Raw genomic sequence first — 13,990 nt, 5'->3', positions numbered from 1 at the left:
GCAATTTTAGCAATACACGAGAAAGCTCCATTTACCCTCTGGGTGCACTATCGGGGCAGCAAAGGGGATTTCGATGTCGGGGGACAACACAGAAAATCTGCTGCGGCTCCAGACGGAGACGCTGGAAGCGGTGGCGCGTGGCGAGCCGTTGGCCGAGATCGGCCGCATCATTTGCATGCGCGTGCAGCAATTTGCGCCGGAAGTTATCTGTTCCATTCTGCAGGTCGATGAAGCCGGCCTGCTCCATCCTCTCGCGACGCCCGGCCTGCCGGAGAGCTTCTCCAGCCAGATCGAGGGCCTCGCCATGGGTCCCCAGGCCGGCTCTTGCGGTACGGCCGCCTGGCGCAATGAACCGGTGGTGGTCACCGACATCAGCACCGATCCGCTCTGGGCGGCGTTCCGCGACCTCGCCATCCCCCTCGGAATCTGGGCCTGCTGGTCAAGCCCGATCCGCGATCGCGAAGGCCGTGTCGTCGGCACCTTCGCCTTCTATTATCGCGAGCCGCGCGGGCCAAATGCCTTCGAGCAGCAGATCGTTGATACCGCGGTGCATCTCTGCGTCCTCGCGCTGGAGCACGAGCGGATCATCGAGCGCAACAGGCGCCTCGCCTATTTCGACGTGCTCACCGGCCTGCCCAATCGCGGCCGTTTCAACCAGCTGCTGGGCGACGCGATCGTCCGTGGCGCTCCGTTCGGGCTGATCCTGCTCGATATCGACCACCTCAAGCGCGTCAATGATGGTATCGGCCATGCGGCCGGCGACAAGCTGATCCGCACTGTCGCCAACCGCCTCAGCCAGGTCGACCCCCGCGTTACCCCTTGCCGGCTTGGCGGCGACGAATTCGCCCTTCTCGTGAATGATTGCGCCGACCACGCCGAACTTGAGGACATGGCCCAGCGCCTGCGCACCGCCGCCCGCGGTATGGTCGCGGCGAGCGGCCAGTCCTTTGAGGCCCATGTCACCATGGGCGGTGCGGTCTTCCCCGCCGATGGGCAGGACGCCGATCGCCTTTGCCAGAATGCCGACTTTGCGCTTTACCACGCCAAGCAGAGCCAGCGCGGCCGCTATATGGGCTTCCGGCCCGACCTGCGCACTGAGATGATCCAGCGCATCGACCTCGTGCGTCAGATCGACCAGGCCATGCTCGAGGGTCGGATCGAAGCGCATTACCAGCCTCTGGTTCTGCTCGAGACCACCGAAGTCGTCGGGGTCGAGGCCCTGGCGCGCCTGCGCCTGCCCGATGGCCGCATCGCCTCGGCGCAGGAGTTCCACTCCGCCCTTTCCGATCCGCGCATCGCCTATGAACTGACCGGTCGCATGCTCGAACAGGTGGCGCGCAATGTGCGCCAATGGCTCGATGCCGACATCGAGTTTCAGCACGTCGGCATCAATGTCACCACCGGCGATTTCCAGCGTGGCGACCTTGCCGAGCGGATGATGGCCATCTTCGAGCGCGAAAACGTTCCGCTCCGCCATGTCGTGCTCGAGGTCAACGAGGCCGTCTTCATGGGCGGCTCGGACAATCAGGTGCCGCGTGCCGTCGAGGCCCTGCGTGACCAGGGCATATTGGTGGCGCTCGATGACTTCGGCACGGGTTATGCCTCGCTGACCCATCTGCTGAGCTTCCCGGTCGATATCATCAAGATCGACCGCTCCTTTGTCTCGCGCATCGCCACCGACGTGCCGAGCCGGATCGTCGTCTCCGCCCTCATCGATATCGCCGTCAAACTGGGCATGCGCGTCATTGCCGAGGGCGTCGAAACCGCGGAGCAAGCCGAGATATTGCGCGATCTCGGATGCCTTTTGGGGCAGGGCTATCTCTTCTCCCGCCCGGTCACGCCGGCTGATGCCACTGACCTGCTGACCCGCTTCGGCCAGCGGACGCGCAGCGCCAGTCTACCCCTGCCTCAGAGGCTTCTCGCCTAGCGCCTCAAGCCAGCTTGTATACTTGACAGGACGATGACAGACTCCCGGGCCTAAGCTGAAGCCACGGACGCAACGACGTTCGCCTTGTTTCTGGGAGGATATCTTGAACAAGCTGCTTCTCGCGGCGCTGGTTTCCAGCGTCATCTCCATCCCCGCCTTTGCTGCTGACTACACCATCATGGCGCCTGCTGCGCCTGGCGGTGGCTGGGACCAGACCGCCCGCACCATGCAGGAGGCCCTTCAGGCCGAAGGCATTTCGGGCAATGTGCAGGTCACCAACGTTCCCGGCGCCGGCGGCACCATCGGCATCGCTCAGTTCGTCAATCAGGAAAACGGCAATCCCAACGCCCTGATCGTCGGCGGCTACGTCATGGTTGGCGCCATCCTGACCAATGCCTCGCCGGTCACCCTGGCCGAGGTCACCCCGATCGCCCGCCTCACCGGCGAAGCCGTTGGCATCGTGGTTCCCGCCAATTCCGACATCGCCGACATGGATGGCCTCGTCGCCAAGCTAAAGGAAAACACCGGTGCGGTGTCCTGGGCGGGTGGCTCGGCTGGTGGCGCCGACCACATCACCGCTGGCCTCATCGCCAAGGCCGTGGGCGTCGATCCCACCCAGGTCAATTACATCGCCTATTCCGGCGGTGGCGAAGCCCTCGCTGCAATCCTTGGTGGTCAGGTGACAGTCGGCGTTTCGGGCATCAGCGAGTTCGCCTCGCAGATCGAAGCTGGCGAACTGCGTCTGCTCGCCGTGTCCACCGACACCCGCGTGCCCGGCTTTGATGCTCCGACCCTCCAGGAAGCCGGCGTCGATACCGCCGTACAGAACTGGCGCATGGTCGCCGCAGCGCCCGGCCTCTCCGATGAGCAGGTCAGCGCGATCAACGCCGACATCGAAGCCATGGTCAATTCCGAGACCTGGAAGGCCGCCCTCGAAAGCCGTGGCTGGGTCGATACCTACCTCGCCGGTGATGCCTTCGAAACCCAGCTCGCTGCCGATATCGCGGCGACTGAAGCCATCCTGAAAGACATCGGCCTGGTGGAATGAGCACCGGCACGCCCAACAGCACGCGCCGCCCCGATGGGGCGGCGTTCGTCATCGCGGTGATCCTCGCTGCCATCGCCATCGTCATTTTCTGGCAGACCAGCCAGATGCGCGTGCCCCCGGTGCAGCAGCGCGTCGGCCCCACGGTCTTCCCCTATGTGGTGGCAACGGGTCTCTCGCTCCTTTCCATCGGCACCTTCATCTCCGCTCTGCGCAATGGCTTTCCGGCCCGCAGCAAGGATGACTACGGCCCCATTCTCTGGATTGTCGCCGGTCTCGTCGCGCAGATCCTGCTGCTGTCTACCGCCGGCTTCGCCATCGCCACCGGTATTCTCTTTGCATTCACCGCGAAGGGCTTTGGCCGCGGTCCGCTCTGGCAGACCATTCCCATCGGCATCGTCTTTTCGTTTGTCGTCTGGTTCATTTTCGCACGCGGTCTGCAACTCTCGCTGCCGCAGGGCCCGCTCGAGCGGCTGTTGACGACGGGGACCTTCTAGAAAATGGAAACCTTCGAACTCCTGGGCCAGGGCCTCGTGGCCGCGATGCAGGTCCAGAACCTGATCTACGCCCTGATTGGCGTCACCCTGGGCACCGCCGTGGGCGTCTTGCCCGGCATTGGCCCGGCGCTGACCGTGGCACTGCTCCTGCCGGTCACCTATCGGCTAGACCCGGCTGGCTCGCTCATCATGTTCGCCGGCATTTATTATGGCGGCATGTATGGTGGCTCCACCACTTCCATCCTGCTCAACACGCCGGGCGAGAGCGCCTCAATCGTCACTGCGCTCGAGGGCAACAAGATGGCCCGCAAGGGCAGGGGCGGCCCCGCGCTCGCCACCGCCGCCATCGGCTCCTTCGTTGCCGGGCTCATCGCCACGCTGGGCCTCGCTTTCATCGCCCCCACTGTGGTGAAATTCGCGCTCTCCTTCGGCCCCGCCGATTATTTCGCGCTGATGGTGCTGGCCTTCGTCACTGTCTCCGCCGCCTTCGGCGACAGCGCCCTGCGCGGGCTTACCGCGCTGTTCATCGGCCTTGGTCTGGGCCTCATAGGCATTGATCTGCAGACCGGCCAGACACGTCTGGCTTTCGCCATCCCGGATCTGCTTGACGGCATCGAGGTGACGACGTTGGCCGTCGCCATGTTCGCCATTGGCGAGACGCTCAAAACCGCGTCGGACCGCGAACAGGTCGCCGCGCAAGTCATGGCCGTCAAAGGCTCCGTCTGGATGACGCTTGAGGACTGGAAGCGCTCCTGGGCCTCGTGGTTGCGCGGCACCTTTATCGGTTTTCCCATCGGTGCCATGCCCGCCGGCGGCGCCGACGTGGCCAGCTTCCTCTCCTATAGCGCCGAAAAGAGCTTTTCCAAAAAGCCCGAAGAGTTCGGCCATGGCGCCATTGAAGGCGTCGCCGGTCCGGAAGCGGCCAACAACGCTTCGGCCGCCGGCACGCTCGTACCCCTGCTGACCCTTGGTCTGCCCACCACCGCAACAGCCGCCATCATGCTCGCCGGTTTCCAGCAGTTTGGCCTCCAGCCCGGCCCGCTGCTGTTCACCAACAACGCCTCTCTCGTCTGGGCGCTGATCGCCAGCCTCCTCGTCGCCAATTTCATGCTGCTGGTGCTCAACCTGCCGCTGATCGGGCTTTGGGTGAAACTCCTCACCATCCCCAAACCCTGGCTCTATGGCGGCATTCTAGTGTTCGCCACGCTCGGCACCCTGGGGGCCAATGGCGCCATGTCGATGGGCATCGGCCCGGTCCGGATTTCCTTCGAACTGGTTCTGCTCCTGGCCTTCGGTCTCCTGGGCTATGGCCTCCGCCGCTTCGGCTATCCCATCGCGCCGGTGGTCGTCGGGCTCATTCTCGGGCCCATGGCCGAGCAGCAATTGCGTCGCGCCCTCGCCATCAGCCAGGGCGATCCGGCGGTGCTTGTCAGCTCGCCGATATCGATCGTGCTCTATGTCGTGGCGATAATCGCTGTCGGACTGCCGCTGATCATGCGCCTGCGCGGCCGCGGCGCCGTCCTTGGCCAACTGGCCACCGACGAAGACTGACAAACCCGCACGAAAAAGGCCCCGGATCGGAGACGGTCCGGGGCCTTTTGTGTCTGCATTCGTCCAACTACGAACATGGTAAATCGCTGATAGCCAACAAAATTTATACACAGGCCCAGTGACGCAAATTTACCATGGCGCACGCGTTGGCTTTTGCAGTGACCAGATTAATGCTTTGTTAAGCCTGTGCCGCGCGTGGGGGGCTGCAGCGGCACGAGGCCCGGATGCCGGTGAGGGCTGGTATCCGGGCCTGAGGCCCACGAGCACAAAAAAGCCCGGATGCAGGGGAGGGACCGGCATCCGGGCTGGGGTTCGGCAGCTTGCGCTGCAGGCCCTGTCGAGAGTTCAGGGCTGCGCGCAGGGACTTAAAGCTTGCCGATCCGACGGAAAGCGTCCGGCTCAATGCCAAGGGTCCGGAGGTCTCTTGCCTTGGGTGCCCGTCCAGCTTCTACGGCGGCCGCACTGGCAGCAGCGCTGCCAAACAGATCGACCATCGAACCAAGCGTCGCAAACAGCTTGCTGTTGCGCAGGGTACTCATTGCAAATTCCTCTCTTGGGACCCGGCACCAGCGCCAGATCGCTTCCATGACGTGTAGATGGGCCGGCGGGCCCGGGGTTTGTAGGGCTCGATCCGTCACCCCAGCCATGCGCAGGAGGTATGGATCGTCACGGTCAGTGGAGGTACTTGCACATATAGAGCGTGCTGCCGCCCATGAATTCTTCGCTGCGCTCGAGTGCATAGCCAAAATTGCTGTAGAGCGCGACATTGGTCGTAAAGGCGGCGTTGGTCAGCAGCCGTACCCGCTCCAGCTTTTCATGACGCGCCAGGTGCTCGGCCAGCATGAGAAAGCTCTTGCCATGTCCACGGCCCTGGTGGCTGGGATGAACCGCAATATTCTCGATCCAGACATGGTCGTCGCGATTGGCCGTCTGCATGACGCCAGCCATTTGTCCTTCCACCATCACAACATCGAAGCGGAAGGCGGAGATGGCCTCGCTATAGTCAACCAGCATGGGCATTGGCTCACGGCCGATAACGCCAATCCATTTGGAATAGGCAGACCGCACGAGGGCGTGAATATCGGCCACGTCCGATGACGTGGCGGTGCGAAAGGCGACGCTATGGGGAGGCATTGGACGTTCCGAAAACAAAAAACCTGCCGACCGGACGGTGGCAGGTTTACCCGAGGTTCCAAGACAGGCTGATGAAGCTCAGCGACGTCGGCTCATAGGCAAGCAGCTGCCACCCTGAAAGGGCTGCGAACCACAACGTCGGAACTGGTCTTTGGGATGCGTCATCCGATAAATTTGCGCCCGCTCGGCGATTTCGTCAAACGGGCGTCAAAATGTTTGCGATGCGCCGGCCTTGGGGCCGGCTCAACAATCCTAGCCGCCCAGATTGGGGAGCGTCAGATCGCCCGAGGTGAGCTTGTTGGCCGTCAGCGCCGCATCGGCCTTTTCGCGCGGCAGCTCGAGGGCTGTCCATACGCTGACCAATGCATCGCGCAGCTCGGCCACCATCTCGTCCGTGTGCAGCGGCGTCGGCGTGATGCGCAGGCGCTCGGTGCCCTTGGGCACGGTCGGGTAGTTGATCGGCTGGATATAGATATTGTGCTTGTCGAGCAGCATGTCGCTGGCGGCTTTCACCGCGCGCGCATCACCCACGATCAGCGGCACGATATGGGTCGCCGTATCCATCACCGGCAGGCCGGCATCGGCCAGGACGGCCTTGGTCAGCTTGGCCTGGCGCTGGTGCAGCGAGCGTTCCAGCCCATTGCCCTTGAGGTGCTCGATCGAGGCACGGGCCGCGGCGCAAAGGGCCGGGGGCAGGGCGGTGGTGAAGATGAACTCGGCCGCATAGGAGCGCACGGCGTCGATGATGGCGCGGTTGGCGGTGATATAGCCGCCCATCACCCCAAAACCCTTGGCCAGCGTACCTTCAATGACGTCAATCCGGTCCATCAGGCCGTCGCGCTCGGCAATGCCGCCGCCGCGCGGACCATACATGCCTACGGCATGGACTTCATCGATATAGGTCATGGCGCCGAACTCGTCGGCGAGGTCGCAGATTTCCTTGATCGGGGCGATATCCCCGTCCATGGAATAGACGCTCTCGAACACGATCAGCTTGGGACGCTTGCGGTCCACCTGGCTGAGCAGTTCGCGCAGATGCGCCACGTCGTTGTGGCGGAAAATCTTCTTTTCCATGCCGCTCTGGCGCACGCCCTGGATCATCGAGGCGTGATTGAGCTGGTCCGAGAAGATCACGCAATCGGGCAGCAGTCGGGCAATGGTGGAAATACCGGCTTCGTTGGATACGAAACCCGAAGTGAACACCAGGGCCGCTTCCTTGCGGTGCAGGTCGGCGAGCGAACGCTCGAGCTCGACCAGCGGGCGGTTGGTGCCCGAAATATTGCGGGTGCCGCCGGCGCCGACGCCCATGGCGCCTGCCGTGTCCTGCATGGCCTTCACGACCTTGTCGTGCTGGCCCATGCCCAAATAGTCATTCGAGCACCAGATGGTGATTTCGCGCGCATTGTCCGCGTCGTCGCGGTAGATGGCGCGCGGAAAACGTCCGGCGATGCGTTCGAGGTCGGCAAAAACGCGATAGCGCTTCTCTGACCGCAGCGTGTCCACTGCTTCCTCGAAAATACCGCGATAATCCATGGAACTGTCCTTTGAGCCTGCGTCCGGATCGATAACGGTCTGGGCTGTCAAGTATACTGCGGAGTAATTAGCCGACCGGAGTAGGCGTTGAAATAGGTCAATTCGACGCGCGCGCTTTCCCGGGAAGGGCCCCAGTTCGAGCCAAAAAGCGCGTCTAATTAAGACTCATTCTAAACGGAATGGGCTGTGCTGCCAACCTTTTGCGCTCGTTAAGCTGCCGCATTCTTGCGCACCACGCCTAATTGTCGGGCGCACAGTATTAACCGGGCCGCATGCTGGTAGTTGCCAGTATTTGCAAGGTGCGCTTAGATCACCTCAGCCATCGCATGGCGTACGAGGGGTCGTATCGTGAAGAGTTTTTCATCTTCAAGCTTTGCCGGGCACCATGGGGACGCGCTGACTTTGGCCCAGGCTGCCACGCGCCGCAATCCTCAGGCGCTGTTCACTGATTTCCAGTGGTTCCTTTACCAGGGTCGGGACACGGTGTTCTTCACCGCCTTCTCCACCACCTCCTATGATGAGGACGGCCTGGCCAATATGGTGGCCGAAATGGTGGCGCTGGCGCCCCAGCTGACTCATGGTTTCGTTGGCGCCCAGCCGGGTCAGCCCTTCCCGAAACACCTGCTCGATGCGATCACTTCGGTCGAAGTCGTCGATGAATTCGACGGCTACCCGGATAAATGGCTGAGCAAGTCGACCGACATCTTCGAGCGAAACGACCTCCCGCTGTTCCGCGTTATGGCCGCCGTCCGCCGCGATGGCCCGGACGCCCAGGGACGCGCCGCCATTCTGCAGGTGCGCTCCAGCCACGCCCTGCTGGAGGGATCGGACTCTGCGCTCCTCACCCGCTCGGCTTCCGCCGGCCACGGCGTTCAGTCCGACAAATCCAATAAACTGCCATGGACTGATCGCCTCAAGAGCGCTGTGCGCGGCTGGTCGACGGTCGCGATCTATCTCCTCGCCGCAAATATCCTCGCCCCGCCCGAGCGGCCATGGGGGTTCAAGACCCTCGCCCTCGAGCGCCATCGCCTGCGGCGGCTGGCCAACAAGCTCGGCGTGCGCCAGCGCTCGCTGATGTTCGCCCTCGTCACCCATGCGCTCAACGGCGAGGGTGAAGAAAAGCACATGAGCAAGAAGGTGATCGGCGCCGCCTACACCATGCTCGACACCAAGCGGAACAGCGCCGACGACGATTTCTTCCGCGTCCGCGCGCTGGAAGCAAAGTTCAAGGTGATGGAGGATTTCGTCGCCTATGTCCGCGCCGTCGACGACACCGTGGCCGGCATCGAGCAGAAGGACATCACCTCCTTCCAGGTGGTGGTCAATTCCATGTTCAAGGCCATGCGCGCGCTCAATCGCGTCATTCCGGCCCTGCCCAACAAGCGCTTCTGGCGGTTTAACGGCGGCATGCACATCGTGCTGACCCTTGTGCCCCCGCACCGCACCTATGGGCCGATGACACATGGCATGGTCGAGCCGCTTTACTGTGGCGCCTGGCACACCGAGGTCAACATCTGCACCTTCTGTCCCGGCCGCGACTACGTCACCCTCAACTTCTCCATGGAGCAGCGCCATCTCGCCAATGTCGACAAGATCACCGCGCTCCTCGATGAAGTCGAACGGCGCGACGTGACGCCCCACACCATGGCGCCCTCGGTCGAGAAACTGCGCTAGTCTTTACGCCTCGCGCCGGAGCACGAACAGGAACGGGGCAGCATGCCCCCGCATATCCATCGCGCCGACCACCGTGTCCCGATCCACCCGGCGGAACACATCATTGATCGGCAGCGCGTCGTAGATCATCGTCGCGGAAACGACGCCGCGATACTCAGTCATCCGCAGCCGCGCCTTGGGTTTTGTGGTGCCGGCAATAAGCGCAGCAGCGCGGACAAGGCCAGGGTTCGCCAGGTTTTTCGCGAGGCCAAGCCATGAGGTCATCAGCCCCAGCGGGATCCAGGCCGGATCGACGGCGAAGTGGGACCCGTCGCCCCGGCCAAAGATCAGCGGATGGGCGCCGTCAGCGTCATCAAACCGCTTGCCGTGCCAGCCCGCCTTGGCAAGGAGGCCATCGAGCGGATGGCCAGTTGGCAGCTCCGCTCCGCGCCAACGCCCCAGCATGTCCTTGATCGCAACCGCCGGTAGACCGTCATAAAAGGCCAGCGCCGTTGCTGTGTCCGTCCCGCGCTCCAGCGCGCTGAGATCAGCGCCTTGTGTGTGTTCTGCCACTGATCTGCCCCGATAGACCGCGTCTGCTTCCGATATAGTCCGAGCGCCGCGCAATACCTAGCGGCATGCCGCAAATCACCCCTCTGCGATCACGGCGGCGAAGCCCTCTTGCTTACTGCTTGATGTACGTACATCAAGCCATCTTGCGGCCCGCCAGTCTTGCCGCTATCACTCTCATATCGCCCATAAACGCGCGGAACCGCTAGAGATGAGCTCCTTCGCCACCTATCCCAGCCTGCGGGATCGCCCCGTGGTCATTTCCGGCGGCGCGTCGGGCATCGGCGAGGCTCTCGTCCGCAACTTTGCCGCCCAGGGCGCCCGCGTCGGTTTCGTCGATATCGCGGCCGAAGCCGGACATGCCCTCGCGGCTGAACTCCAGTCCGCCGGCCAGTCCGTGCTCTTCACCCCGGCTGATGTCACCGACACTGCCGCGTTTCAGGCCGCTATCGCCGGCTTTGCCGCCAGCCACGGCGATGCGCGCGCGCTCATCAACAACGCCGCCCACGACCAGCGCCACGACTGGCGCGAGGTCACCCCCGCCTATTGGGATGAGCGCATCGCGGTGAACCTGAAGCACTTCTTCTTCGCCATCCAGGCGGTCGCCCCCGGTATGCAGGCCGCCGGCGGTGGCGCGATCATCAATTTCGGCTCCATCAGCTGGATGATCATGACGCCCTCTATTCCCATCTATGAAACCGCCAAGGCCGCAGTCCATGGGCTCACCCGCTCCATGGCGCGCGAACTCGGCCGCTCGGGCATACGCGTCAATTCCCTCGTGCCCGGCGCCGTCATGACCCAGCGCCAGCTTGATCTCTGGATCACCCCCGAGGACATCGCGGCCATCGACGCCCATCAGGCCGTGCCGGGCCAGCTCGCTCCCGATGATTGCGCCCGCATGGCCCTTTTCCTCGCTGCCGACGACAGCGCCATGATCTCCGGCCAGCATTTTCTCGTCGACGCCGGCTGGGCGAACACCTGAGAGGCGAGGGCGTCGGTGTCACCGGCGCCGCTCTTGCACTCCTGAACGATTCACTCCCGCTCACTCCGCGCGAGATCCCGCCCAGCACGATCCCCGCGCGCAAATTTTCCTCTATCGCAATACTCGTCCCATTTTCCTACAGGCCTGTCCCGGTGATCTATCTCACCGTGAACTGGATTGCCCGGACAAGCCGGGCAATGACGGAGCGGATGGTGCGGGGCAGGGGCAGCACCAGGGGGAATTGTTCAGGCGCATCACGGACGCAAAACAGCTCTGATCCCTATGGGATCTCTATCCGGCAACCACCAATCTCAGTTCGACCGTCATCACCGGGCTTGTCCCGGTGATCCACCTCACCGCGAACTGGATTGCCCGGACAAGCAACCGTGGACATCACTGTTGGAATGCCGGTTCCTGTCGGGCGATGGCGTTGAGGATTGTGATGAGTTTTCTCACCGTTGCGATCATGGCGAGTTTGAAGGGTTTTCCGCGCAGGCGCAGTCTTTGATAGAAGCCGCCGAGAACGGGGTCTTTCACCTTGATGGCGCTGAGCACGGCCATGTAGGCGATATCGCGCAGATGTTTTCGTCCGCCAAGACAGCGGCCGTTGCGATCCGATGCGCCCGATTGGCGGGCATAAGGGGCAACGCCGATGAGTGCTGCGGCCACCTTGGCGGAGACCTTGCCGAGCTCGGGCATGTCGGCCAGTAAGGCGATCGCCAGAACCGGACCGACGCCGGTCACCTGCCGCAGCCGCGCCTGGCGCTGCTGGAGCTGGCGATTGTCGGCGAGAAGGGCAGTGATGGCCGCTTCGATGCGTTTGATCTCCAGGGCGATGGCCGCCAGACGCTCCTCGATCAGGCTGCGCACAAGCGGCTCGTCGATGGTATCGAGCTGACTGACAAGGCCGCTCTTTTCCGCAACGATCCGCCGCCGATGGGCTGTGAACGCGCTCAGCCTTTGTCGGATCGGATCAGACACATAAGGGGTCAAGCTGGCGCGCACGGCCTGCAGATAACGCGCGATCAGAGCGGCATCGATCTTGTCGGTTTTGGCCAATTGGCCGATACCCCGCGCGTAACTGCGGATCCGCGCCGGGGCTAGAACATGCACTTCAAGGCCAGCGGCATGCAGGCTCTCGGCCACGCGGGCTTCATAGCCTCCCGAGGCTTCGAGCCCGATGGCCAACGGCCCCAGTCTGGCCAGGCGCTGCGTCAGCTCGGCGAGCGCCTCCGGTCCAGTGCTGCAACGCCAGGATTTGCCAGCGGGATGGGTATGAACGTCCAGATGCGTCTTGGAAACGTCGATGCCAACGAAGAGGGTGTCGTGTATCATGACCTTGCTCCCAGGCTTGTGGTGCGGGCAACAGCCCGATCAACCGTTCGGGGTCAAAGGGAGCAGACAGGGCCTTGCTCGTCCTCGGCTGTGACAAACCAGCCGGACAAAACGGCCTCCTGACTGCATCAGCCGGGATGCGCAACCCGGCTGATGCCACCACTAAAGCACAGATCCTCCACACAAGCCGGGCAATGACGATGTGGATGGGACGGGCGAGGGGCACGATTTGCCTCGTCGCTCCGGCGCGGGGGCGGCCCATTCGCGTCTCTGCACGCGTTTTCCCTCCCCCCATCGCCCCCTAACTTGTCAGCACAATCCGCATCAATTCCGCCGTATTCCGCGCGCCCAGTTTTTCCATCACCCGCGCCCGGTGCACTTCGATCGTGCGGTGCGAAATGTCCAAAGTCCCTGCCGCCTCCTTGTTGGACTGGCCATTGGCGATCAGCTGCAGCACTTCGCGCTCGCGCGGCGTCAGCTGCGCAAAGCCGCGCACTTCGATGGCGCGCGCTCCCCCCTTCGTCGTCCCCAAGTGCACATCTCGTCGCAACTCGTCGCGGACGATGGTGAGCAGATTCTCGGTGTCGATCGGCTTGCCCACTACATCGGTGGCGCCCAGCTTCATCGCCGTTACCGCCGCATCCAGTTGCGGTGCATTGGCGAGCATCACCACGACAGTCCCGGCGCGAAGGGACTTGACCCGGCAACAGCGGCAGCGCGCTTTCCTCCCCGATCACCAGATTGATCACCGCGACATCTGGGCGCCGTCGTTCGAGGCTGGAAATGAAGTGGGAGCCTTGAGAAAATGTCGTCTGAAATCCCTCGAGCCGGAAGAGCACGCTCAGGCCCTCGCAGGTTGTCGGATCGCTGTCGACTATATGAACCAGACGGTCTTTGTTGAGGACGGTATGGTAGTATTTAGAGGCACTTCCACCAGTGAGATTCAGCTCGAATGTATTTTTACTCAATTTTATCCCCATCGGTTGAATTACTGCCATAGGTCAAACTATTGTGATTGACCAAGTAACGACATAACTCTTAGTACTAACTGCCTGAATTATCTTCGGTCGTATTAATCCGAACCACAGTAGAAGTACGTAAATGGGTTTACTTATCTGCCTTATAGGATAAAAGTCCTAATATTTATTGTCAATTGCAATTTTTTCCTATGCATCAGTCAGATAGAAAGGCGGCCGGAGAGTGTCCGGCCGCCCTCTGATAATTTAAGCGGGAAATTTATTAGCGCGGGTTAGCGCGCAGCGCGTCGCGAATCTCGGTCAGCAGCACTTCTTCCTTGGTCGGGGCAGGGGTGGTTTCCACCGGCTCCTTGGCAGCTTCGCGCTTGAGGCTGTTGATGCCCTTGACCACCATGAACAGCACGAAAGCGATGATGGTGAACTTCACCACGGCATTGATGAACAGGCCGACATTGAGGGTTGCGATGCCGGCGTCCTTGGCGGCAGCCAACGAGGGAACGGGCAGATCGTTCGGGTTGGACAGCACCACGAACAGGTTGGAGAAGTCGATGCCGCCGATGATCAGGCCGATCAGTGGCATGAAAATATCATCCACAATCGACGAAACGATCGCGCCAAAGGCCGCGCCGATGATCACGCCGATGGCCAGATCGATCATATTGCCTTTGACGGCAAAGTCGCGGAATTCCTTGAACACACTCATAATTTAGCCCTCTCATGGGTTTCACACGCCCTTGAGGGCGCTCGTTAGGTGCACCGACAACAATTGTCGAGCTTTCGGGCTTT

13 protein-coding genes are annotated in these 13,990 nt (G+C 62.3%); 6 read left to right on the top strand and 7 right to left on the bottom strand.

The genetic code is table 11. The annotated features are described in order from the left end of the window. Window positions 1-73: 73 nt before the first annotated feature. From NYQ88_RS17710 to NYQ88_RS17695, 4 genes are all read left to right on the top strand, one after another. Window positions 74-1,927: an EAL domain-containing protein gene (locus tag NYQ88_RS17710; protein ID WP_275652414.1), complete on the top strand. Its 1,854-nt coding sequence runs from the start codon at window positions 74-76 to the stop codon at window positions 1,925-1,927. Window positions 1,928-2,030: 103 nt separating this feature from the next. Beyond that, window positions 2,031-2,975 (top strand): tripartite tricarboxylate transporter substrate binding protein, encoded by a 945-nt coding sequence (locus NYQ88_RS17705; RefSeq protein ID WP_275652413.1) that lies wholly within the window; start codon window positions 2,031-2,033, stop codon window positions 2,973-2,975. After that, on the top strand, window positions 2,972-3,469 hold the full coding sequence (locus tag NYQ88_RS17700; RefSeq protein ID WP_275652412.1) for a tripartite tricarboxylate transporter TctB family protein: 498 nt from the start codon (window positions 2,972-2,974) through the stop codon (window positions 3,467-3,469). The genes NYQ88_RS17705 and NYQ88_RS17700 overlap by 4 nt, the downstream gene beginning before the upstream one ends. 3 nt (window positions 3,470-3,472) lie before the next feature. After that, window positions 3,473-5,020, top strand: a complete 1,548-nt coding sequence (locus NYQ88_RS17695; protein ID WP_275652411.1) for a tripartite tricarboxylate transporter permease — start codon at window positions 3,473-3,475, stop codon at window positions 5,018-5,020. Window positions 5,021-5,385: 365 nt separating this feature from the next. Here the strand turns inward: NYQ88_RS17695 and NYQ88_RS17690 are convergent, their stop codons facing one another. The 3 genes from NYQ88_RS17690 to hemA all read right to left on the bottom strand — a co-directional run bounded on the left by NYQ88_RS17690 (window position 5,386) and on the right by hemA (window position 7,687). Then, the gene (locus tag NYQ88_RS17690) at window positions 5,386-5,559 is read right to left on the bottom strand and encodes a hypothetical protein (RefSeq protein ID WP_275654992.1); all 174 of its coding nucleotides are present in this window, start codon (window positions 5,557-5,559) and stop codon (window positions 5,386-5,388) included. A 133-nt stretch (window positions 5,560-5,692) separates the two neighbouring features. Then, on the bottom strand, window positions 5,693-6,154 hold the full coding sequence (locus NYQ88_RS17685; RefSeq protein WP_275652410.1) for a GNAT family N-acetyltransferase: 462 nt from the start codon (window positions 6,152-6,154) through the stop codon (window positions 5,693-5,695). 252 nt (window positions 6,155-6,406) lie between these two features. Further along, window positions 6,407-7,687: a 5-aminolevulinate synthase gene (hemA, locus tag NYQ88_RS17680; protein WP_275652409.1), complete on the bottom strand. Its 1,281-nt coding sequence runs from the start codon at window positions 7,685-7,687 to the stop codon at window positions 6,407-6,409. A 348-nt stretch (window positions 7,688-8,035) separates the two neighbouring features. Between hemA and NYQ88_RS17675 the strand changes: the two genes are divergently transcribed. After that, window positions 8,036-9,361: a hypothetical protein gene (locus tag NYQ88_RS17675; RefSeq protein ID WP_275652408.1), complete on the top strand. Its 1,326-nt coding sequence runs from the start codon at window positions 8,036-8,038 to the stop codon at window positions 9,359-9,361. A gap of 3 nt (window positions 9,362-9,364) precedes the next feature. On the opposite strand, the gene NYQ88_RS17670 is transcribed toward NYQ88_RS17675, so the two are convergent. Beyond that, window positions 9,365-9,913 carry a DUF4334 domain-containing protein gene (locus NYQ88_RS17670; protein ID WP_275652407.1) on the bottom strand — a complete coding sequence of 183 codons (549 nt, stop codon included), beginning with the start codon at window positions 9,911-9,913 and terminating at the stop codon, window positions 9,365-9,367. A 208-nt stretch (window positions 9,914-10,121) separates the two neighbouring features. Here NYQ88_RS17670 and NYQ88_RS17665 point away from each other — a divergent pair, with 208 nt between their 5' ends. Beyond that, window positions 10,122-10,892 carry an SDR family oxidoreductase gene (locus NYQ88_RS17665; protein WP_275652406.1) on the top strand — a complete coding sequence of 257 codons (771 nt, stop codon included), beginning with the start codon at window positions 10,122-10,124 and terminating at the stop codon, window positions 10,890-10,892. A 393-nt stretch (window positions 10,893-11,285) separates the two neighbouring features. Here the strand turns inward: NYQ88_RS17665 and NYQ88_RS17660 are convergent, their stop codons facing one another. From NYQ88_RS17660 to mscL, 3 genes are all read right to left on the bottom strand, one after another. Further along, window positions 11,286-12,227: an IS110 family transposase gene (locus NYQ88_RS17660; protein ID WP_275651579.1), complete on the bottom strand. Its 942-nt coding sequence runs from the start codon at window positions 12,225-12,227 to the stop codon at window positions 11,286-11,288. A gap of 301 nt (window positions 12,228-12,528) precedes the next feature. Continuing rightward, window positions 12,529-12,894, bottom strand: a complete 366-nt coding sequence (locus tag NYQ88_RS17655; protein ID WP_275652405.1) for a LuxR C-terminal-related transcriptional regulator — start codon at window positions 12,892-12,894, stop codon at window positions 12,529-12,531. Between the two features lie 572 nt (window positions 12,895-13,466). Further along, entirely contained in the window at window positions 13,467-13,901 is a 435-nt protein-coding gene (gene mscL / locus NYQ88_RS17650; RefSeq protein ID WP_275654949.1) for a large conductance mechanosensitive channel protein MscL, read from the bottom strand. Window positions 13,902-13,990: the final 89 nt, after the last annotated feature.

It is taken from the genome of Devosia sp. SD17-2, from assembly GCF_029201565.1.
Taxonomy (GTDB): domain Bacteria; phylum Pseudomonadota; class Alphaproteobacteria; order Rhizobiales; family Devosiaceae; genus Devosia.
Note: the sequence above shows the minus strand (reverse complement) of the source record. Positions and strands in the feature narration are given on the sequence as shown.

Bases quoted from the DNA above. Each gene is read 5' to 3' on its own strand.
- NYQ88_RS17660 (WP_275651579.1), bottom strand. From the start codon at position 12,227: ATGATACACGACACCCTCTTCGTTGGCATCGACGTTTCCAAGACGCAT.
- NYQ88_RS17695 (WP_275652411.1), top strand. From the start codon at position 3,473: ATGGAAACCTTCGAACTCCTGGGCCAGGGCCTCGTGGCCGCGATGCAG.
- NYQ88_RS17665 (WP_275652406.1), top strand. From the start codon at position 10,122: ATGAGCTCCTTCGCCACCTATCCCAGCCTGCGGGATCGCCCCGTGGTC.
- NYQ88_RS17655 (WP_275652405.1), bottom strand. From the start codon at position 12,894: ATGCTCGCCAATGCACCGCAACTGGATGCGGCGGTAACGGCGATGAAG.
- NYQ88_RS17690 (WP_275654992.1), bottom strand. From the start codon at position 5,559: ATGAGTACCCTGCGCAACAGCAAGCTGTTTGCGACGCTTGGTTCGATG.
- NYQ88_RS17700 (WP_275652412.1), top strand. From the start codon at position 2,972: ATGAGCACCGGCACGCCCAACAGCACGCGCCGCCCCGATGGGGCGGCG.
- hemA (WP_275652409.1), bottom strand. From the start codon at position 7,687: ATGGATTATCGCGGTATTTTCGAGGAAGCAGTGGACACGCTGCGGTCA.
- NYQ88_RS17685 (WP_275652410.1), bottom strand. From the start codon at position 6,154: ATGCCTCCCCATAGCGTCGCCTTTCGCACCGCCACGTCATCGGACGTG.
- NYQ88_RS17710 (WP_275652414.1), top strand. From the start codon at position 74: ATGTCGGGGGACAACACAGAAAATCTGCTGCGGCTCCAGACGGAGACG.